Genomic DNA, 21,919 nt, shown 5'->3' on the forward strand with positions numbered 1-21,919 from the left:
CGTAAAACTCAAATTAAAGTCATGCTAAAAAGGAATTTAGTCCAATGAATCAGTTCAAACCCGCACTTATTTTAGGCGTTTTTATTTGCCTAGGGATGATTATTGCAGGATGGATTTTAGGCAGCAGCGCACTGAAAATTAAACAATATGAACGTATTGTTTCGGTCAAAGGCTTGTCTGAACGCGAAGTGAAAGCCGATGTAGCGGTTTGGCCCATTCGCTTTAGCTCTGCCAGCCAGGACCTGACTCAGTTGTACGACAGCATGGAAATAAACACTCAGCAAATTCAGGCATTCTTGAAAAATGAAGGTTTTACTGCCGAGGAAATTACTACCGCTTCACCCAGTACAACGGATAAATATGCCCAGCAATATGGCGGTAATGAAAATGTTGCACTCCGTTATACCGCACATCAAACTATAACTGTATATACCCACAAAATAGATGCGGTACGTGCTGCACAAAGTCGCTTGGTGGCTTTAGGTAAAAAAGGCATTGCCTTTGGCGGAGATGATTCTGGGCAAAGAACCGAATATTTATTTACCAAACTTAATGACATCAAACCTGCCATGATCGAACAAGCCACCGAAAATGCCCGCAGTGTTGCGGAAAAATTTGCTGCTGATTCTAAAAGCGGTTTAGGTAAAATTAAGTCAGCCAATCAGGGCTTGTTCAGTATTGAAGACCGAGACAGTAATACGCCGTATTTGAAAAAAGTACGCGTGGTTTCAACGGTTGATTATTATCTTGCAGATTAATGGATAGAAGTATGTGAACGGGATGATTGAAGGGGGAGTTTGGATAAAATTTCAGTAGAATTTTACTTAATCCTTTGAAATTTTAAAATAAAAAATACCGTTAAATTCTATTTTTTAGCTGCTAAAATATTAAATAAATCATTGTATTGTAATAAAATCATATGGGTTATTTAGATACGCTTATTCAACAGTGCTACATTGCAAAAACAGCTCTACCTGTTCAGGAGTTTATATTTTCAACATTGGATGATTTACCCAAAATCTCTAAAGCAATTTATATCATTGAACAAGTAGACGGCGATATTAACCAGACATTTAATCATTTTCTTACTTTTAAAGAACAGGCAACCCATGCTTGTGCAAAATTAAATGCACCTTGCGCAGTCATGTATGTGGGGTCATCAATTACCGGACTTAAAAATCGGCTGAAACAACATTTGGGACTAGGTCACAAAGGGACTTATGCATTGCATTTAAATCAATGGTTTCAGGGTCAGTTTAAAATTACCATTCAGCAATATGAGGTAGAAAATCAAGTACTGCAATTGATTGAAGATGATCTCTCAGATCAACTTAAACCTGCATTTGGAAAATCAGGTGCAAACAATAAATAATTCAATTTTAGCCCTAGGTTGAAGTTGGATTGACAGCATTATCTCACCTTGTTATTTTGCGCCCATTCTCTCAAACACTATCCGCACATGCCCATTAACAAAAACTTTATTTATATGCCACCGCAAGAACCGCTTGCTATTGTCTATGAAGATGAAGATCTGGTGGTCATCGAAAAACCTGCAGGGTTGTTGTCCGTACCGGGGCGTTTGCCTGAACATCAGGACAGTGCCTATTTACGTGTTCTGGAAAAATACCCTCACGCCAAAATCACCCATCGTCTAGATATGGCAACTTCAGGCATACTTATGTTTGCCAAACACCGGGATGCAGAAGTCGCGGTCAGTAAAATGTTCCAGGCGCGTACCGTACAAAAAAACTATATCGCTTTGGTACAAGGCAAGCTTGCGGGTGAGGGAAGTGTCGAAGTTCCACTGCTTACAGATTGGGAAAACCGTCCCCGTCAAATGGTGCATTTTGAATTGGGCAAAGCGGCCAAAACCCTATATCAGGTTTTGGATTATTCGGAAGCTGAAGATATTAGCCGTGTATTGCTCACTCCTGTTACCGGACGTTCGCATCAGCTCCGGGTGCATATGCAATATATCGGGCATCCGATTACTGGCGATAAGCTGTATCACCCCGAACCTTACCAAAGCCCATTAAAACGTATGGCTTTACATGCGAGTTATTTGGCATTTAAGCAACCCTTTACAGGAGCGAATGTTGAAATTAAAGGAAATGTACCTTTCTGATCTAGGAATCAAAATACAACCCCGTATGACAGGAATTGTATAGCTGGTCTAGGATGCATTGGTCGGAGTAAACACTGTTCTACGGACTGGAATTGTGGATGCTTAATAAGCAAATTTAAAATATTTTAAATAATTAACAATTTGAAAAATATAGTTTTTTGTATTTATTTAATAATTTTATGGGATACAAATAGAAATAATATCTCTTGTTTTAGTGATTGAAAATTGATCAAAAATGACTACTGTAGGGTGGGGTTTTTTTTGGATAATAATAATGATTTACCTATCTGTTATAAGGGTTATCACAATAATTATTTTAGCAGTATGGTTTTACCGTGCAATAAATTGGGTGAAAGAAAAATAACGAAAGTAACAAAGCCCAGTGCAGGTACAGATGCTGCAGGGATGAAGAAGTAAATACCAGTTTGAACGGATAAAACGGAAAGTAACTTTAACGAATGAGCAAGAGAAAGAATCTTTTGAATCGCTAAAATGAAACAAACTTGAGCTAATCTGGGTACAATGTTACAGATTTAAATGATTACGATAAGGAAATGCCCATGACACGCGATTTTGAACAATTCCCAGATGACGAAAATGGTAACGTACTTTGGCAAATGGCTGAAGATGGCGATGACTTGACTGAAGCACATGAAATTGAATTTTCTATTGCTTTTCAAACCCAAGAACAAGCCGAAAAATGTGCACTTTATTTGCTGAAAGAAGAACAGAAAATCAGTCTGTTTGAAGATGAAGAAGCCGATACGTTAGAGTGGATTATCACTATTTATGTGTATATGGAACCTGACTATTCAGACATTGTCGATATTGAGGAATGGTTCACTAAAATAGCTGAACAACACGGCGGTGAATATGATGGCTGGGGTTGTATGGCTTATGTCTATGACGACGAAGACTTGGAAGATGAACTTCAAAGCTAATTCAAATCACTGAATAATAGTCCAAATATCGTGTCTGAATTCAAATAAAGCTGAAGTCAAATTTCCGCTTGTTGAGTGAAAGACCAAGCAACCCTGACGATGCAAATGGTTAGGGTGTTTTTATATTTTCAGATTTGGCAAAAATAATGCCTTTTAACTAAAAATGAGGTAAGAGAAAAGGCTTTTATTTACAGTAACTCTCTAGAATTTCAGCACAAAAAAATCTTAAATAGAGAGGTAGGGATAAAAAATAATAAGGATATTAACGTGAATAAGGGAAAAACTCTAAATTCAGAATCTCCATTACCTCCAATAAATGATGAAACTCAAACCCAGCATATTTTACGTGTAATGGCGGGATTTGTGATTGCTGCGCTGATTATTTTAGCCCTCTACTTTGGAAAAGATATTTTAATTCCTTTGGCGCTGTCGGTGCTCTTGGCATTTTTACTTGAACCTTTAGTGGCACGCTTAAAAAAATGGGGCTTACCGCAACTGCCATCGATTGCACTGGTGGTGCTATTTGCCTTAAGTGTCTTGGGTGGGGCCGCAACTTATCTTGGTTATCAATTGGGGAATTTAAGTCAGGAGTTGCCCCAATATCAGGACACCATTAAACACAAACTCGATTCGGTAAAAAGTTTTACTTCTGGGCCAAGTGTATGGGACGGTGCTATCAAGACCATTGATACGGTGGAAAGTTCAATACAGGATGTGGCTCCGGTTAATAAAAAAGAGGATGTACAACAGGTAGAGGTGGTGGGGCAGCAACAAAGTGACGCTGAAGCGGCTCTGCAGTGGGGATCAAAAATCCTCAGTCCTTTGGCGACTGCCGGTATTGTTTTTCTGTTTGTGGTGCTGATTTTACTGAGCCGTAAAGACTTGCATGACCGTCTATTGAAATTGCTGGGTGGCAATTTAAATGTCGGTACAGATGCATTAGATGAAGCAGCAGACCGGATCGGAACCTATCTGCGGATGCAACTGTTGGTGAATGTCACTTATGGTCTTCCTATGGCATTAGGCTTATGGCTGATTGGTGTGCCTGCTGCAATTATGTGGGGGATTGTGGCTATAGGCATGCGCTTCGTTCCTTATGTCGGTCCAATGATCTCGGCCTTATTTCCCATTACTTTGGCATTTGCAGTCGATCCGGGCTGGGATATGGTGCTATGGACCATTGGGCTGATTCTGTTACTTGAGTTGATTAGTAACAATATGATTGAGCCGTGGTTATATGGAGAAAGTACCGGTCTTTCCACTTTGGCGATTATTCTAGCAGCAACATTCTGGACCACCTTATGGGGGCCAGCTGGCCTGATTCTCTCGACTCCAGTGACAGCATGTTTATTGGTATTGTCCAATTATATTCCGGCTTTGGGATTTATTAAAATTCTGATTGGCAGTGAACCGGTACTGACGCCACCGGAACGGTTTTACCAGCGTTTGGTTGCGGATGATGTAGATGATGCGCTTGAAGTTGCACAGGATTATATTCAACAAAAATTACCGAAAAAGCCCAGTGAAGAAGTCGTCGTTCGTAAGGTCATAAGCTTTTATGATGATGTTGCCATTCCCGCAATTCGTTTATTTTCCCAAGGACATAGTACTGAAGCAAGCGCGGAGCATCGTTTAAGGATGCACCAAGGTTTGAAATTGTTTAATCATGATTTTCAAAACAAGTATCCAAGTCCAAAGACAAATGATTCAGTACAAGTCATTTGCCTGGGTGCACGTTGGGAAATTGATGTGCTGGCATCTTCTATGTTGGCCCATGGTTTAAACTTAAGAAAAATTGCAGCGCAAAGTCATAGTGAAGTACTGATTCAATCAAAAACAGATGTGCTTGAGTCAGTGCCACAAGATATTCAGGTGATGTGCATTTCTATATTTCATCAACAGCCTTTGGCGCAAATTCGATTACTGAATCATCGCATCCGTAAACAGTTACCCAATACAAAAATTATTTTTGCCACATGGGGCAATACCAGCGATGAATTGAGGGAAGAAATTCAAAACCGTTTCCAACCGGATGCCGTAGTCTCTACAGTGAACGAATTGATGTTGAGCATTGATGCTCTCATGCTACAACACGGTGAAAACCCTGCACGTGAATTGCTTGCTGAAAATGAACCAGAACGTTTGGCAGCTTTGCATGAATTACAATTACTTGAACCTGAAACTTTATTAATTTATCAGCAATATATTGAAGAAGCTTGTCAGGCATTTAATGTGACATATGCGCAAATTTCCCTGGTCGATGAAAAATGGGTGAATACTCCAGCCAGTCCACTGGCAGATGAAAATCAGAATCCGATAGAAGCTGGCATTCCTCGCGAGGAATCTATTTGTACCCATTTGGTTCATCAAAATGAAGCACTGATTATTGAGGATATAGACCGGGATCCGCGTTTTAGCCATAATCCAGAGTTGAATAAAAATAAAATTAAGTTTTATGCAGGTGTACCCTTACGCAATAAGCAAGGCTTGGTGTTAGGCAGTTTATGTATTCTGGATAAACAGGTAAGGCAGATGAGTGAAGATGATTTGCTTTTATTGAACCAGCTTGCAGACGATTTAATTCAGACCCTGAGTAGTGACAAGGCACAAACCCAAAAGTTAGAAGAAATTTCCAAGTTACAACAAGCAGAGCCTATACAGGGTTTGTCTAGCTGACGAATGCTATCGCTTAGACTTATAAATGATCAAGGAAACTGGGCAGTTAAACTCGTTCATCTGTACTTTTTAATAATAAAAAGTGGGTAAATTTCATCTGTTTGTTTATGAAAAAAATAATCAGACTCCTACCAAAGCAATACAGATTTATGTAGCGACTGCAGTAGACTGAAGAAACAAAACAATAAAAATCCGGGAATAAGAAATGCCTAATACTGTCAAAATTCACCGTGTATTTAACGCGCCCCCTGAACGGGTATTTAAGGCATTTATTGATCCTGATGCCTTAGTCAAGTGGATGGCGCCGAATGGTTTTACTGCCAAAGTTCATCATCTCGAAGCTAAAGTCGGTGGAACATATAAAATGTCCTTTAATAATTTTTCTACCGGTTCAAGCCAGTCCTTTGGTGGAACTTATCATGAACTGATTCCAAACCAATTATTGCGTTATACCGACCAGTTTGATGATCCAAATTTACCCGGTCAAATTGAAGTCATTATTCAATTAAATCCTGTTTCTGTAGGCACTGAAGTGAATATCACCCAGTCGGGTATACCCGATGTGATTCCAGTCGAAGCCTGCTATTTAGGATGGCAGGAATCTTTGCAACTGCTCACTTTATTAATTACTCCTGAAATACCAGATTAATAGAAATGAATGCAATATAGATGACGCAAATTCAGATCAAACGTGCCTATGCTAAAGTCTTAGCCTCAGATGGCAAACGGATTTTAGTCGATCGACTTTGGCCCAGAGGCCTCAAAAAGGAAAATGCTAAAATTGATCTATGGCCCAAGGAAATTACACCGTCGACTGAACTGCGAAAATGGTACGCGCATGATCCAGAACATTGGGAAGTATTTCAACGCTGCTATAAGGTAAAATTGCTTAAGCAACCGGAAATATTGCAGCAAATTCGAGAGATGGCTCAGCAGCAAACAGTGACTTTAATTACTGCTGCCAAAAGTGAAGACTATAACCATGTAATTGTACTTAAACAGGTTTTGGAACAAGGTTGATATTCATCTTACCTGCTTTTATTCCATAAAATAAATAGGGTTTTAAGCAAGAGATTGGCTTATAAAATGCTATAGTAGACTTTTTGAGGTTTTTTATGTCTTTGCCAAATTGCCCCAAATGTAATTCAGAATATGCCTATGAAGATGGCGATTTGCTGATTTGTCCAGAATGCTCTTATGAGTGGAAAGAGGATGAAAGCAGCGCTGAGCAAACAACCATTATTAAAGACTCAAATGGTAATGTCCTGGCTGATGGCGATACTGTTACCCTAATTAAAGATTTGAAAATTAAAGGTTCTTCATCTGTTATTAAAGTGGGAACCAAGGCAAAGAACATACGTTTATTACCTGACTCAAGCGATGGCCATGATCTTGATTGTAAGGTTGATGGGTTTGGGGCAATGAAATTAAAATCTGAATTTGTGAAAAAAGCTTAATTCACACAGATAGAAATTTAAAAGCTCTAGCTGAAATGCTAGGGCTTTTTTATGAGGCTGGAATTAATTTTTGAACCGTTATTTTTGTGGATAGATATTTTTGGATTTAGTTTTATTAAAAGGCGGCAGTTATTCTTATTATTTCTTTTATAAAGAGTGGCACTGTTGATTAAACATTGATTGCCTTTATGATTGAGAAAATGGCATGGTATAACACCAGAAATCATTTTAAAGAATTTTTGTTATGCCCCATATCCACCTTGAATATTCAGACAATATTGAAAGCCTGGAAACCAAGCCTCTCCTGCTGGCTTTAAATCAAGCTCTCTTAGATGGCGCCTATGTAGGTTCTGCGAATGAAGTCAAAAGTCGTGCCATTTGCCAGCACGATTATGTGATTGGTGCGGGAGATGCTTCACAAGCTTATGTACATGCCAAAGTTTCTTTATTGACTGGTCGCAGTGTGGAATTACAACAGGAAATTTCACAATTGTTATTAACCACACTCGAGCAGTACTTACCCAAACAAAGCCAACTGAGCTTACAGATTTGTGTGGAAATTTTAGAAATGCAGAAAGCCACTTATTCCAAGAAAATTATCTAGACCTGAGTAGGGATTAAGAGATTAGATATTCCTTTATTCTCTTGATCTTTGTTTTTTTATTTAAGAGATTTAAGCCAAATTTAGTTGTGTAGAATGAACTTTTATTGAACCTAACCATAACCATTTTTGATTACAAAATAACCCTATTAAAAACTAATAATTATTTATATTTTATAAAACAATAATATTTTTTAGAACTAAGACTATAATTTCCCTATAAATTTAAAAATAATAAGAAAGGTTTATATATGGCGGGATGGTATGAGATCAATAAAACAGATGATGGACAATATCGCTTTGTGTTAAAAGCTGGAAATGGCGAAGTGATTCTGAGCAGTGAATTATATAAGGCAAAATCTTCCGTACATATAGGCATTGAATCAGTTCGGAGAAATAGCGTAAATGACAGCCGTTACGAACGCTTAGAAGCGAAAAATGGTAAGCCTTATTTCAATTTAAAAGCTGTGAATTATCAGATTATTGGACGCAGTCGATTTTATTCAAGTGAACAATCACGTGAGAAAGGCATAGAATCAGTCAAAAAAAATGGATCGACGACCAAGATTAAAGAACTTATAGTCTAGTTTTAAATGATGAACATCATAAAACATATTTCATCCATGTCTTATTTTTTAGTGGCCTCATAAAATCCAGAGTTTAGCTACTAAAAGTAAATACAAAAAACCTGATCTCCAAGGATATAAAGCAGTTGATGATCAGGTTTATCATTCATGTTTTTTAGAAACGCTTAGGAATTCGTTGTCCGTTTGGTACAGGTATTTCGGCTTTTTTAAGTACTCCAAACAACCAGGTTTCAGCATGATTTACCGCTTGTTTCAAATCATCACCTTGCGCTAAACGACCGGCAATGAAACTTGCGAGTGAGCAACCCGAACCATGGTATTCACCTTCAAGGCGAGGGCATCGGGTTTCAGAAACCAGCTTGCCATCTATATATAAAGCATTGCGAATATAGTCTGGGGTGTTTTCATGTCCACCTTTAACTAACACGGCTTTGGCACCCATTTCAAACAGCTTGGCGGTCGCTTGATCAAGGTCTTCAACGCCAGTTAATGCACGAAGCTCTACCGTATTGGGGGTAAGGACTGTGGCAAGCGGAATCAACTCTATAAAAGCTTTTACCAGTGTTTCTTGATTACCCAGTGAGCCACCGCTATTGGCGACCAGCACCGGATCAAGAACGTAGAGGTATTCAGGATGTTCGCGTAAAAAATCGGCTAAAGCTGCAATATTATCTGTAGTACCTAACATGCCAGATTTAACGCATTTAATCGGTAAATCATTCACGACTGCATTGGCCTGAGCCAGCAGTAATTCTTTTGAAGTTGCTTCAAAGCCAAACACCTGTTGCGAGTTTTGAATGGTCAGGGCAGTACAGGCAATTGCTGCATGTGCCCCACTTTGACCAATCGCTTCAATATCTGCCTGCAAGCCAGCTCCACCCGAGGGATCTAAACCAGAAAAGCAAAGTACAGTAGGGCGCACAATGATGTCCTTCTTTACAAAATTTGCGTTAGTATAGGCAACTTTGAGCCAAGTCTCGATAGTATTTGTGAAGTAAAAATTTAAGAGGAAAGGGTCAGTCTGTGATTAAAAATATTTTGATTGATTTAGATGGAACATTAACCGATCCAAAAGTGGGGATTACCACCAGCACACGTTATGGCTTAAATAAAGTGGGTCATCCGATTGCAGATGATGTCAATATTGACTGGATCATTGGCCCGCCGCTCAAAGCTTCCTTGGCAAAAATTTTAAATGTGGCCGTTGATGATGTTTTGGCTGAACAAGCCTTGATGGGGTACCGGGAACGGTTTGCTGTCACGGGTTTATATGAAAATCATGTATTTGATGATGTGGCTGAAACTTTAAAAACCTTGCAGCAACAAGGCTATCGTTTATTTTTAGCTACCGCGAAGCCTGAAGTATATGCACGACAAATTTTAGAGCATTTCGAGTTGTTGCAATATTTCGTGCATCCTTATGGCAGCGAGCTCAATGGCGAGCGTACCCATAAAGCCGAATTAATTGCTTATATTATTGAAAAAGAGCAATTAAAGCCTGAAGAATGCTTAATGGTCGGAGACCGTGAACATGACATTTTTGGGGCGCGTCACAATGGAATCGAAACCATCGCCGTAGAATATGGCTATGGTGCAGATGAGGAACTCACTGCAGCAAAACCGAAAGCCAGAATACAGAGCTTTGCCGAGTTGCTGGATCATTTAAACTAGCTTGAACGCTAAATTAAAATTTATTTTTCAATCCCTAAAAAGGATCTGCTGATCCTTTTTAATTTCTAGAATTAAAATAAACATTCACTGAATCAACCCAGATCCAGATATAAAGTTTCTTTGACTTCTTCCATGACAATATAACTGTGCGAGGAAGCAGAGGAAGGCAATTTTTTTAACAAGTCACCCAATAATCGTCTATAAGCACTCATTTCTTTGAGGCGTGCTTTGACCAGATAATCAAACTCGCCTGAAATAAGGTGACATTCTAAAACTTCCGGAATTTCCACTAAATCACGTGCTACCTGGTCAAACACATCTCCCGATTTGGCAGATAATTTGATTTCTAAAAACACCAGCAAATTCCGATCGACCAGTTGCGGGTTTAAACGTGCGTAATAGCCCATGATAATGCCATCGCGTTCTAAACGTTTCACCCGTTCTGAACAGGGGGTGGTAGATAAATTTACCCGAGCCGCCAATTCGCTAATCGCAATCCGTCCATCTTTTTGCAAGATGTCTAAAATCTGATGATCGGTACGGTCTAATTTACGCATCAGTTTTTTCCTTTTTTTAGATTTTTTTCACGATAAATCCATCGAATTACCTAGATTATAGTCAATAAAACAGTGAAAAAAACTATTAAACCGAAAATATACTAGGTAAATAAACTAGATGTTGCTCGAGGGATTTGAAATGCGCGTAATTGTATTGGGTAGTGGTGTTATTGGCGTTGCAAGTGCGTATTACCTCGCGCAGCAAGGTGCAAGTGTGACTGTGTTAGACCGTCAGGCAGGCCCGGCAGAAGAAACCAGTTTTGGTAATGCAGGTCAAATCTCTCCCGGCTATTCAACGCCATGGGCAGCACCTGGTATTCCCTTTAAAGCAGTGAAATGGATGTTTCAACATCATGCACCGCTCGCCATCAATATGGATGGCAGCATGTGGCAGTTGCAGTGGATGGCGCAAATGCTGAAAAACTGTAACCCGCAAAGTTATGCGATTAACAAAGAACGTATGACACGCGTGGCCGAATATAGTCGCGACTGCTTAAGAGACTTGCGTAAAGCCACCGGTATTCACTATGAAAACCGTTCTAAAGGCACTCTGCAAGTCTTCCGTAATGAAGCACAACTTGAAGCTGTACAGCGTGATATTCAAGTACTGAAAGAATGCGGCGTGGATTATGAATTACTGCTTAAAGAAGATTTAGCTAAAGTCGAGCCTGCCTTAGCCTTTGCCCAAGATAAACTGGTGGGTGGCTTGCATTTGCCGAATGATGAAACAGGGGATTGTTACCTGTTTACCAATGCCTTAGCCAACCTTGCCAAAAATATGGGTGTCGATTTTAAATTTAACCAGAGCGTTGAAAAACTGGTGGTCGAAGGTGATGAAATCAAAGGTGTGGTGGTAGATGGAAAAGTGCTCACCGCAGATCGTTATGTACTGGCTTTTGGTAGTTATTCACGTGATTTCTTAAAACCGCTGAATCTGGATTTACCCGTTTATCCAGTGAAAGGCTATTCACTCACTATCCCAATTGTAGACCCGGCTTTTGCTCCGCAATCTACGGTACTTGATGAAACTTATAAAATTGCGATTACCCGTTTTGATGAGCGTATTCGTGTCGGCGGTATGGCAGAACTCAGCGGCTACAATCATGGCTTAAATGAAAATCGCCGTGCAACCTTGCAAATGGTGACTCAGGATTTATTCCCGGGTGGTGATATGCAACAGGCGACATTCTGGACCGGTTTACGTCCAATGACACCGGACAGCACACCAATTATTGGTGCGACCCGTTTCAGTAACCTGTTTTTAAATACCGGTCATGGCACCTTGGGTTGGACCATGGCGTGTGGTTCAGGCAAATTGATCAGTGATTTAGTACTCAATCATAAAACCGATATTAATACCGAAGGTTTATCGATTCAGCGTTATCCGAGCGCGGCTTAATTTACCCCAAATCCATATTCAAGGATGAATAGATGTCACGTCCCATTACTGCTGTGATCCATCAGCCGGCATTACGCCATAATTTAGCGGTTGCACGTCAAATGATGCCTGACAGTCAGGTTTTTGCCGTGGTCAAAGCCAATGCCTATGGTCATGGCATCGAGCATGTTTACGATGCTTTTCAACAGGCAGATGGTTTCGCCTTACTCGATATTGCGGAAGCAAAGCGTATTCGCAGACTGGGTTGGCAGGGTCAGATTTTGCTTCTCGAAGGTCTGTTTGATGCTCAGGATTTGCATGATTGTGCCGAATTAAATCTCAGTTTTACCGTCCACAGTCAGTATCAAATAGACTGGTTGCAGCAGTTTCAAGGTTCCGCAAAGTTTGATGTGTTTCTGAAAATGAACAGTGGCATGAATCGCTTGGGCTTTAATCCTGAAGCCTATCAAGCGGCATGGCACAGTTTGAAGCAACTTGGGTGTGTGAAATCTGTAACGCATATGACGCATTTTTCCGACGCGGATGGTGAACGCTTGGGTGAGCCGGGTATTTTCTATCAACAACATATTTTTGAAGAAATCATCAAAGATTTACCGGGAAAATGCTCGATCAGTAATAGTGCCGCCATCCTGCGTTATTCCCAACAGCTACATTCCGATTATATCCGCAGCGGCATTATGCTCTACGGCAGTTCCCCCGATTATCCTACACATAGCATTCAGGACTGGCAGCTCCAACCGAGCATGTCCCTGCGAAGTAAAATTATTGCTGTGCAAGAAGTCAAAGCCAGTGAAAGTATTGGTTATGGTTCACATTTTATTGCCTCCGAACCCTTAAAGATTGGCATTGTTGCCTGTGGCTATGCCGATGGTTATCAGCGCATATCGAAAACCGGCACGCCTGTGCTGGTCAATTCAGTTCGAACCCAAACGCTAGGTCGGGTCAGTATGGATATGCTGGCAGTTGATCTGACCCACATTCCCGATGCTGAAATTGGCAGTGAAGTCGTGCTTTGGGGGACCTCCTCAACAGGTGCGGTTTTAGCCATTGATGATGTGGCAGCAAGTTCAGGAACGGTCGGCTACGAATTAATGTGTGCAGTCACGGCTCGGGTTCAATTTGAAATTGAGCATTAGAATTTTAAAGTTTATTGATTCAAGATCCAGTTATTCACAATAGGGAAATTAATATGTCACATTCAGATATCCAAAAAATCAACAGCACTGAAGTCATGAGCGCAGTCACGATTTTTAATCAAGTCGTGTATTTATCTGGGCAGGTTCCAAAAACCACAGCACAGGATATTGAACTGCAAACTCAGGATATTCTCGCCACAATTGACAGCTTGTTGGCGCAGGCCAATAGTGATAAGTCACGATTATTATCAGCGCAGATTTACATAAAAAACCTTGAAGATTTTAAAACTATGAATACAGTGTGGGTCGATTGGTTAAAAGACTGCGTAGCACCATCACGTGCCACCATTCAGGCGAATCTGGTGAATCCGGATTGGTTGATTGAAATTGCGGTGACCGCAGCACAAAAGTAATTTTTAACTTTTATTTTTTTAATACTCTCCCACAACCAGATAAGGAATAGTGCAACTGTCTTGATTAAAGCAGAAATTTATCAAGAGGCAGGATTGAGTGCAGTGGAAGCCTTCACTCAATTCAGAATGCCTGATTTATACAGTGCTATAAGGATGTTGAAATATGAAAACGAATCAATTGGATGATTCATCCTCTCCGCATGAATTACAAAGGAAACTCTCCAACCGTCATCTACAGTTGATTGCGATTGGTGGCGCCATTGGTACAGGTTTGTTTATGGGTTCCGGGAAAACCATTTCCTTGGCTGGACCGTCTATTCTGATCATCTACATGATTATTGGTGCGATGTTTTTTTTCCTGATGCGCGCATTAGGTGAAATTTTGCTTTCCAACCTGCATTACAAATCCTTTATCGATATGGCGCATGATCTGATTGGCCCGGCTGCGGGTTATTATATCGGCTGGTCGTATTGGCTGGGCTGGGTGTTAGTCGGTATTGCGGATTTGGCTGCCATTATCAATTATCTCGGTTTTTGGCTGCCGCCTGGAGAAGCTTTTACCCCTATGGGGCAGGCCGCCATCAGTGCAGGCTGTGTACTGTTGGTGTTAGGTATTAATCTGCTGACCGTAAAACTGTTTGGTGAAATTGAATTCTGGTTTGCGCTGATTAAAATTTTAGCCATTTTGGGCTTGATTGGTATTGGCGGATATATGGTGTTCATGCAGTTCCAGCCACCGCAAGGTGCTGTAGCAAGCTTTAGTCATGTCTGGTCACATGGTGGCATGTTCCCGAAAGGCGCAAGCGGGTTTTTAGCCGGCTTCCAGATTGCACTATTTGCCTTTGTTGGGGTAGAGCTGATTGGAACCATGGCAGCGGAAACTAAAGATCCTGAAAAGAATCTGCCTAAAGCAATTAATGCAATTCCGACCCGAATTATTCTATTTTATGTTCTGTCCCTCTTTGTGGTGATGTCGGTTACACCATGGAACCAGATTCCTGGGGATCAGAGTCCATTTGTGACTTTATTCCTGCATGCTGGAATTCCAACCTCTGCCATTATTATGAATCTGGTGGTTTTATCTTCAGTGATGTCCTCCATGAATAGTGGCGTCTTCTCTACCAGCCGGATGTTGTTTGGTTTGGCTAAAGATGGTCAGGCACCGCAAACCCTAAGCCAGTTGTCCAAACGTGCAGTTCCTGCCAAAGGGCTTATTTTTTCTTGCTGCTTTATTATGGCGGGCGCAGCATTGCAGTATTTCGTACCGAATACTATTGAAGCGTTTACCTTGGCCAGTTCATTATGCGTAATCCTGTTCATTAGTATCTGGAGCCTGATCATGGTCTGCTACATTCGCTATAGAAAACGTAGTCCTGAATTGCATGCCAAATCGACTTTCAAAATGCCGGGTGGGATATGGATGTCATATATTATTTTAGCTTTCATGCTGTTTGCTTTAATTATTTTGAGTTTAGAGGCTGATACTTTAAAAGCCCTAATGATTAGTCCGCTTTGGTTACTAATTCTTGGGGTAACTTATCAATTGCTATATAAACCACGGATGAAGAAGCGTATTCAGTCTTTAGACATATAGTAACTATTGATTCAGACAATTAAAAAGAGAGTGGTTTTATCCACTCTCTTTTTTATGAGGCTCATTTTTAATAATGATTGAAAATTGAGTTAACCAAGAATGGCGGCCAAGAAATTAACTTGAAAAAAAGCCGAACCAGAGCCAAACCCGATCAAAATTAAAAAATAGGTCGCGGATTCAGCAGACGCTGACTCTATTGATGAGAAAATCCTTTTTTAATAAATTACTTACAATAGAAATCCTATCTCTTAACATTAGAAAAACAGTCTAAGAGCCAAAATTTTGCAATGATTAGCTAATCTCTTCAGAGTGCAAAGTCCGGATTCTCAAATGGCTGATAAATTGCTGCTAAAAAAATAAGCTTGATTTGATATGTGGAATTACCTTCACAAGAGGTTGAACAATCTAGAATTAAATAACTATTTAATAAAACTCAAAAAAAATAGAATAAATAGGAGTGAATATGAATATCTATGTTGGGCATAAAAACGATGGCCTAAGAGATATCTTGGTAAAATTATTGGATGAAGCGGGTATTCATATTAATGGTGACCAGCCTTATGACATACACATACATAATGATAATTTTTATAACCGTGTCTTACAGCAAGGCTCATTAGGTCTGGGTGAAAGTTATATGGATGGCTGGTGGGATTGCGACAGGTTGGATATTTTATTTTATAAAATTTTACGTGCCAAATTAGATGAAAAATTACCGCACAATTTAAAAGATATCCTCAGAATTGCGATTGCTCGAATTAGAAATTTACAGACTCAAAAAAGAGCATGGAAGGTGGGTGAAGAACATTACGATCTCGGCAATGATCTTTTTACCCATATGCTTGATCCATCTATGCAATATTCCTGTGCCTACTGGAAAAATACCGATAATCTTTTCCAAGCCCAACAACAAAAACTCGATTTAATCTGTCGTAAACTTGACTTGAAACCCGGTATGCGATTATTAGATATTGGTTGTGGTTGGGGAGGGTTAGCCGAGTATGCAGCTAAAAATTATCAGGTTTCGGTTACAGGTATTACCGTTTCTAAAGAACAACAAAAACTAGCAGTTGAGCGATGTAAAGGACTCGATGTTGAAATTTTGCTCATGGATTATCGCAACTTAAATGATCGCTTCGATCGTATTGCATCAATAGGCATGTTTGAGCATGTAGGGTTGAAAAATTACAACACCTATTTTCAAGTCGTACAACGTAATTTGAATGCTGATGGATTGTTTTTATTGCACACCATTGGTTCTAATATAACAAGAATCAGTACTGATCCTTGGATAAGTAAATATATTTTCCCCAATGGATACATACCCTCAATTGAAAAAATTGCTCATTTTAGTAGTGGCAAATTTATTATGGAAGATTGGCATAATTTTGGTACCGACTATGACTTAACACTTCGGGCTTGGTCGGAAAGATTTATTCAAACATGGCCAGAAATTGAAGCCAATTATAGTATCCGCTTTAAGCGAATGTTTAATTATTACTTAAATGCCTGTGCAGGAGCATTTCGTGCACGAGAATTACAATTATGGCAAATCGTATTCAGCCCAAAGGGGATAGAAGGTGAAGTTCGAATTGCACGTTAGAATAGGAGATTAACCTTGAGTTACGGATTAGAAATTTTTCTTTAAAATCAAAAAAGAAATTATTGCTTATATCCCACCATGTTACTTTTCTACATTCCTCAAGATCAATTCAGAGCGATTTTCGGACTGAAAATGATTTTGAGACTTAAGCTAAGAAAAATGCAAAAGCAGCAGTCATGAAGAAGCAAACTGAATTAAAGAAGTGAGTCATAAGAAAATTATTTATATTAAGGCCTAATAAATTGGACAGTATCCTGGTATTGCTAAGTGAGAAAAACTGGGGTTCACCGGATGCTTATATTCATATTATGGAAAAATCGGCTTAAGCAGGATTCGGATGAGTAAGTAAAAAAATATAAAAAAACCTCCTATTTGGAGGCCCTTTTAAATCAAATAGATTAAAACTGCGGTTTAACTACCACTAAAATCACCACCGCAAATAAAATCAGCGTTGGCATTTCATTAAAGTAACGCCAGAATTTATGTGATTTATAATGCGCATCGACCATCAGTTTTTTACGGTAATAGCCACAAACAAAATGGTAAATCACCAGTAAACCGACTAAGCCAACTTTCAGGTAAAACCAGAGTGCTTCATGGTAATGCCGAGTTGCATCTCCCCAATCCACTAAAAAGTGCGCTGTAATCAGTGTTGCAACCATTGCAGGCCACATAATGCCGCGGTACAACTTGCGTTCCATAATCTGGAAGCGCTGATGACTCGTGACATCCTCACTCATCGCATGATAAACATATAAACGTGGCAAGTAGAACAAAGCGGCGAACCAGCAAACTACAGCAATAATATGTAATGCTTTTACCCACAAGAAAGCATCAGAAGGAGCATCCATCTATTCACCCTTTTAAGGGCAGTGTGGCAGAAGTTGATCATCCGTTGCCGAATGATCAACAATTCTTAGCTTAGCCTTCCCATTTTTTGAAAACAAGACAGGCATTTACACCGCCAAAACCGAAACTGTTACTCATCACAGTATTCAATTTTGTGTCACGTTTTTCAAGCACGATATCAAATGGTTTTGCGCCTTCATCCAGTTCAGTCACGTTGATGTTTGGTGCAATAAAGTCATTTTGCATCATCAGAACCGAATAAATTGCTTCTTGAACACCGGCAGCACCCAGGCTGTGACCCGTCATTGACTTGGTTGAGCTCAGTGGAGGAACCTGACCTTCACCAAATGCACGTTCCATGGCTTTAAGTTCTGTGATGTCACCCGCTGGAGTAGAGGTACCATGCGTATTTACATAGTCAATTTTATCTACACCGTGTTGTTTTGCTTCTTCTAAAGCCAGAAGTACACAACGTGTTGCACCTTCACCGCTTGGCGCAACCATGTCTGCACCATCACTGTTTGCAGCATAGCCGACAACTTCAGCAAGGATTTTTGCACCACGTGCTTGCGCATGTTCAAGTGATTCAAGCACTACAAAACCGCCGCCACCCGCAATCACAAAACCGTCACGGTCAGCAGAATATGGACGAGAAGCTTTTTCTGGCGTGTCATTGGATTTAGAGCAAAGCGCACCCATGGCATCAAACAACAAGCTTTGTGACCAGTGATCTTCTTCACCGCCACCTGCCAGCATTAAATCTTGTTTGCCCAATTGAATCAGATTGTAAGCATAGCCAATTGCATCGGCAGAAGTCGCACATGCGCTGGTAATGGTATGCGCCACACCTTGTAATTTGAATGCAACACCAACGTTTGCTGTAATGGTATTGGTCATGTTACGAGGAACAAAGAAAGGACCAACTTTACGTGCACCTTTGGTTTGCAATAATTCGTTCATTTCAATAACAGAAGCAGTTGAACCACCACCTGAACCACCGGTAATACCGTAACGTGGGTTACCCGCTAGATCATCAACGTTTAAACCTGCATGTTCTACCGCAGCTAAAGCCGAGTTATAGGCATACATTGCACAAACACCCATAAAGCGTTTGAGTTTACGGTCAATATTGTCAAAGTTTTGTTCTGCTGCTGCACTCACGTGGCTTTTAAAATTGAGTTCAGCATAAGTCGGGTTAAAACGTGTTCCAGAAATACCGTTTTGCAAAGAATTTGTTACTTCTTCTAAAGAATTACCAATACATGAGTTAATGCCCATGCCAGTGATTACAACACGTTTCATCTACAGATCCCTTATATGGTAGTGGTTTGAGTAAATGCGGCTGAATGAACTGTTTGCCTCAAGCAAAACCCAGCGCCTTACTCATGTATTTCAATTACATTCATAATAGCAGAAAGGTTTTTGAATTCTTATGGCAAATATTATGCCTATTTCCCTCTGTATCTATTTGTGAAAATTCTCCGGTTTAATTAACTAAAAGATACATATTAAAATTGAGATAAACTTAGACTGTACCTAGTATTTATCAATAATTGTAAGAATTGAAAATGAGGATAAAGAATGACTGATATCAATAATAAACATTCGCATGGATTCTTCTCAAATGCCTTTGGAGTGGCTAAAAAGATCAGTGCAGCTGGAATGGATGTACTGAATCATGCCGCACCGAACGGTTTGACCAAGGTCATGCAGCCCGTAAAAAATGGCAAGGTGGTTAATGGAGGTGCTCATCAATCAAGCACTTTTGAAGTCCAAAAATATGATAATCCTCAACAAATGCTGCGCCAGTACTTACCCGGTGTCTCGAAACAATTACTCGGTCATCAGTATGGTAAAGTGACGCGTATCGCCAATTTTGTTTCCCCACAATTTTCAGACAAAGTATCGGATTATTTTTTTGAGCAGCTGAATCAATTTACCTCAAATATAAGTTCAGTCGATGCAGTGCTGGATCAGGCTGGAGCAAAAGATTTACAAGAGCTGACCCAAGACGTGGACCGATCAAAGCGAATTAGTCAGGCTTTGGCAGAACAGAATAAATGGATTGCCTCTATCCAGGGGGCGGTAACCGGGGCCACTGGGGTGGTCGGTTCAGCGATTGATGTACCTTTGTCATTAGTCATGTCTTTGCGCATGATTTATCAGGTTGGCCGTGCCTATGGTTTTGAGCTAAATAAAGAGACAGAACAGGATATTGTCCAGTTTGTATTTAAACAAATTGATTTGGGGCAGATTGCTGAAAAGCAAAGTGTTTTGATGGCACTTAAAGCGCTATCTAATATGTTAAAAACACATGATATTTCTCAATTTCAACAAATGCTGGGTTCTAGTAATGATACTGCTTCGCTGAAAAAATGGTTAAGCAATGAAAACGGTGAAATGAAATGGGAGTGGTTGAATCATATTCCTAAAATTTCGATTATCAGCAAATTGACACCAGTCGCAGAAGCGGGCATTAGTGCAGCGTATAGCTGGAAACTGGTTGAAGATGTAAATCAGAAAGCGCAACAAATTTTTTCTCATGCCCGAAGTTACTTGCAACAACATCAAGGAGTAGAGTTATCCCCGATTGCGGCTTATGAAAAATCTTTGGCATTATTGGCTCAAGCAACGCCAAAATTATTGGAACATTTGTCTAAAGTTGATGATAAGTCAAGTGAGATTAAATTAGATCAGGATATTCAAATACCTGATAATAAAGCTATTTCTAGTGTTACCATCAAAAAGAAAACAGCAACCCGCGAAGTTGATGAAAACCGAAAGGATGAACAGGTTGAACAGGGTCTGGAAGCTTTAGCTGAGCAAATGGTTGAACCACATGAACAGGTTGAACCTCAAAAACCTGCTGTTCCTTTAGAGGATCCAGAATTGGAGCAAGCTAAAGAAGACTATGAGCCAGAACTTGAGGGAAGTGAAAGTGAAGAGAAATTAGAGCAATCTTCTAACGATACATCTGAAGCACAGGATGAAACTGCTCCAATAAAACGTAAAGTTACAAAAAAGAAATCCTAAAAGCTAGGCTTAAGCCTAGTAAATCCCTTACACCACCCTAATTATAAGGAAATGGTTGATATTTGATAGAGCATCGAATATTGACCATCTTTCTATCTTCGCTTACAATTGTGTGCCCTCAAAAAAGTAGTATTTTTTTGAGGATTTTTATTAACGGGAGAATTGCCAAATGGCAACAACAAATCAGTTGATCCGTAAGGGTCGTACGACTTTGATTGAAAAATCAAAAGTTCCTGCGTTGAAGGCTTGTCCACAACGTCGTGGTGTTTGTACACGTGTTTACACTACTACACCTAAAAAACCTAACTCAGCAATGCGTAAAGTTTGCCGTGTTCGCTTAACTTCAGGTTTTGAAGTATCAAGCTACATCGGTGGTGAAGGCCATAACCTACAAGAGCACAGTGTTGTTCTTATCCGTGGTGGTCGTGTTAAAGACTTACCAGGTGTACGTTACCATACCGTTCGTGGTTCTTTAGACTGCGCTGGTGTTAAAGATCGTAACCAGTCTCGTTCTAAATACGGTACTAAACGTCCTAAGAAATAATCTTTTTAGATTAGCTTCTTAAGAACGTAGAACCGCAATCCTTTATCGTCTCGCTTGTCTGATTTCTGCATTTAATTTTGTAAAATTCAAGCGACGTGTAGTAAGGCCAGCGAACAGTACATGACACTTTGTACTCATGCTGGATAAACCTGAAGTGTCATATTTATAGGTGTTAAAATGCCAAGACGTCGCGTAGTTGCTGCCCGTGAAATCCTTCCGGATCCTAAGTTCGGCAGCCAAACAATCGCTAAGTTCATGAACCACGTAATGCAAGATGGTAAAAAATCTATTGCTGAAAGTATCGTTTACGGTGCTTTAGACCGCGTTCAAGAAAAATCTAAAGTAGATCCAGTTGAATTTTTCGAGACTACTCTTGAAAAAGTTCGTCCTATGGTCGAAGTAAAAGCACGCCGTGTTGGTGGTGCTACTTATCAAGTGCCTATGGAAGTACGCCCATCCCGTCGTACTGCCTTAGCTATGCGCTGGTTAGTAGATGCTGCTGCTAAGCGTTCTGAAAAAACTATGGCTTTACGTCTTGCTGGTGAGTTGCTTGATGCAGCTGAAGGTAAAGGTTCAGCGATTAAGAAACGTGAAGATGTGCATCGTATGGCTGAAGCCAACAAAGCCTTCTCTCACTACCGTTTCTAATAGGTTTAAAGACCTTAATCAGGAAGATGATAGGTCGGTTTACTGAACTATCGTCAAACACTTTAAGCTGCTGTTGCAGCTTAAA

23 protein-coding genes are annotated in these 21,919 nt (G+C 40.0%); 19 read left to right on the top strand and 4 right to left on the bottom strand.

Annotated elements, in window-relative coordinates; genetic code table 11:
• Positions 1-44: 44 nt before the first annotated feature.
• The 10 genes from AC3CAU_RS06360 (at position 45) to AC3CAU_RS06405 (ending at position 8,387) form a co-directional block, all read left to right on the top strand.
• Positions 45-758, top strand: coding sequence for an SIMPL domain-containing protein (locus tag AC3CAU_RS06360; RefSeq protein WP_131217641.1), 714 nt, complete (start codon positions 45-47; stop codon positions 756-758).
• Between the two features lie 161 nt (positions 759-919).
• A complete protein-coding gene (locus AC3CAU_RS06365; RefSeq protein WP_131217639.1) occupies positions 920-1,372 on the top strand; it encodes a GIY-YIG nuclease family protein in 453 nt (150 codons plus the stop codon).
• 87 nt (positions 1,373-1,459) lie between these two features.
• Positions 1,460-2,125, top strand: a complete 666-nt coding sequence (locus AC3CAU_RS06370; RefSeq protein ID WP_131217637.1) for an RluA family pseudouridine synthase — start codon at positions 1,460-1,462, stop codon at positions 2,123-2,125.
• A 560-nt stretch (positions 2,126-2,685) separates the two neighbouring features.
• Positions 2,686-3,066 (top strand): ribonuclease E inhibitor RraB, encoded by a 381-nt coding sequence (locus AC3CAU_RS06375; RefSeq protein ID WP_067723624.1) that lies wholly within the window; start codon positions 2,686-2,688, stop codon positions 3,064-3,066.
• A gap of 243 nt (positions 3,067-3,309) precedes the next feature.
• The gene (locus tag AC3CAU_RS06380) at positions 3,310-5,742 is read left to right on the top strand and encodes an AI-2E family transporter (RefSeq protein WP_447054364.1); all 2,433 of its coding nucleotides are present in this window, start codon (positions 3,310-3,312) and stop codon (positions 5,740-5,742) included.
• Between the two features lie 205 nt (positions 5,743-5,947).
• Positions 5,948-6,391, top strand: coding sequence for an SRPBCC family protein (locus tag AC3CAU_RS06385; protein WP_131217634.1), 444 nt, complete (start codon positions 5,948-5,950; stop codon positions 6,389-6,391).
• 20 nt (positions 6,392-6,411) lie between these two features.
• Entirely contained in the window at positions 6,412-6,762 is a 351-nt protein-coding gene (locus AC3CAU_RS06390) for a DUF488 domain-containing protein (protein ID WP_424620397.1), read from the top strand.
• Positions 6,763-6,857: 95 nt separating this feature from the next.
• Positions 6,858-7,199, top strand: coding sequence for a zinc ribbon domain-containing protein YjdM (locus AC3CAU_RS06395; RefSeq protein ID WP_131217630.1), 342 nt, complete (start codon positions 6,858-6,860; stop codon positions 7,197-7,199).
• A 244-nt stretch (positions 7,200-7,443) separates the two neighbouring features.
• Entirely contained in the window at positions 7,444-7,803 is a 360-nt protein-coding gene (locus tag AC3CAU_RS06400; RefSeq protein ID WP_424620400.1) for a 5-carboxymethyl-2-hydroxymuconate Delta-isomerase, read from the top strand.
• 248 nt (positions 7,804-8,051) lie between these two features.
• Positions 8,052-8,387, top strand: coding sequence for a YegP family protein (locus AC3CAU_RS06405; protein ID WP_424620402.1), 336 nt, complete (start codon positions 8,052-8,054; stop codon positions 8,385-8,387).
• Positions 8,388-8,541: 154 nt separating this feature from the next.
• Here AC3CAU_RS06405 and AC3CAU_RS06410 read toward each other — a convergent pair whose 3' ends face one another.
• Positions 8,542-9,309, bottom strand: a complete 768-nt coding sequence (locus tag AC3CAU_RS06410; protein WP_424620404.1) for a hydroxymethylpyrimidine/phosphomethylpyrimidine kinase — start codon at positions 9,307-9,309, stop codon at positions 8,542-8,544.
• A gap of 101 nt (positions 9,310-9,410) precedes the next feature.
• Between AC3CAU_RS06410 and AC3CAU_RS06415 the strand changes: the two genes are divergently transcribed.
• A complete protein-coding gene (locus AC3CAU_RS06415) occupies positions 9,411-10,058 on the top strand; it encodes an HAD-IA family hydrolase (RefSeq protein WP_424620406.1) in 648 nt (215 codons plus the stop codon).
• A 92-nt stretch (positions 10,059-10,150) separates the two neighbouring features.
• Here the strand turns inward: AC3CAU_RS06415 and AC3CAU_RS06420 are convergent, their stop codons facing one another.
• Complete coding sequence (locus tag AC3CAU_RS06420) at positions 10,151-10,615, bottom strand: Lrp/AsnC ligand binding domain-containing protein (RefSeq protein WP_424620408.1); 465 nt, start codon at positions 10,613-10,615, stop codon at positions 10,151-10,153.
• Between the two features lie 139 nt (positions 10,616-10,754).
• On the opposite strand from AC3CAU_RS06420, the gene AC3CAU_RS06425 reads away from it, so the two are divergent.
• The 5 genes from AC3CAU_RS06425 (at position 10,755) to cfa (ending at position 16,760) form a co-directional block, all read left to right on the top strand.
• Positions 10,755-12,014, top strand: a complete 1,260-nt coding sequence (locus AC3CAU_RS06425) for a D-amino acid dehydrogenase (protein WP_131217618.1) — start codon at positions 10,755-10,757, stop codon at positions 12,012-12,014.
• A 32-nt stretch (positions 12,015-12,046) separates the two neighbouring features.
• Positions 12,047-13,150: an alanine racemase gene (alr, locus tag AC3CAU_RS06430; protein WP_447054084.1), complete on the top strand. Its 1,104-nt coding sequence runs from the start codon at positions 12,047-12,049 to the stop codon at positions 13,148-13,150.
• A 53-nt stretch (positions 13,151-13,203) separates the two neighbouring features.
• On the top strand, positions 13,204-13,563 hold the full coding sequence (locus AC3CAU_RS06435) for a RidA family protein (protein ID WP_447054085.1): 360 nt from the start codon (positions 13,204-13,206) through the stop codon (positions 13,561-13,563).
• 163 nt (positions 13,564-13,726) lie between these two features.
• Positions 13,727-15,157, top strand: a complete 1,431-nt coding sequence (locus AC3CAU_RS06440) for an amino acid permease (protein ID WP_447054086.1) — start codon at positions 13,727-13,729, stop codon at positions 15,155-15,157.
• A gap of 463 nt (positions 15,158-15,620) precedes the next feature.
• Entirely contained in the window at positions 15,621-16,760 is a 1,140-nt protein-coding gene (gene cfa / locus AC3CAU_RS06445) for a cyclopropane fatty acyl phospholipid synthase (protein WP_447054087.1), read from the top strand.
• Between the two features lie 398 nt (positions 16,761-17,158).
• On the opposite strand, the gene hemJ is transcribed toward cfa, so the two are convergent.
• Both hemJ and AC3CAU_RS06455 read right to left on the bottom strand, forming a co-directional pair.
• A complete protein-coding gene (gene hemJ, locus AC3CAU_RS06450) occupies positions 17,159-17,611 on the bottom strand; it encodes a protoporphyrinogen oxidase HemJ (protein ID WP_131218527.1) in 453 nt (150 codons plus the stop codon).
• Between the two features lie 70 nt (positions 17,612-17,681).
• Positions 17,682-18,911, bottom strand: a complete 1,230-nt coding sequence (locus AC3CAU_RS06455; RefSeq protein WP_447054088.1) for a beta-ketoacyl-ACP synthase II — start codon at positions 18,909-18,911, stop codon at positions 17,682-17,684.
• A 279-nt stretch (positions 18,912-19,190) separates the two neighbouring features.
• Here AC3CAU_RS06455 and AC3CAU_RS06460 point away from each other — a divergent pair, with 279 nt between their 5' ends.
• The 3 genes from AC3CAU_RS06460 to rpsG all read left to right on the top strand — a co-directional run bounded on the left by AC3CAU_RS06460 (position 19,191) and on the right by rpsG (position 21,834).
• A complete protein-coding gene (locus tag AC3CAU_RS06460) occupies positions 19,191-20,642 on the top strand; it encodes an EcsC family protein (RefSeq protein ID WP_447054089.1) in 1,452 nt (483 codons plus the stop codon).
• A gap of 169 nt (positions 20,643-20,811) precedes the next feature.
• Complete coding sequence (gene rpsL / locus AC3CAU_RS06465; protein WP_004648013.1) at positions 20,812-21,186, top strand: 30S ribosomal protein S12; 375 nt, start codon at positions 20,812-20,814, stop codon at positions 21,184-21,186.
• 177 nt (positions 21,187-21,363) lie between these two features.
• Positions 21,364-21,834, top strand: coding sequence for a 30S ribosomal protein S7 (gene rpsG, locus AC3CAU_RS06470; RefSeq protein ID WP_004648014.1), 471 nt, complete (start codon positions 21,364-21,366; stop codon positions 21,832-21,834).
• Positions 21,835-21,919: the final 85 nt, after the last annotated feature.

It is taken from the genome of Acinetobacter sp. GG23 (genome assembly GCF_057766365.1).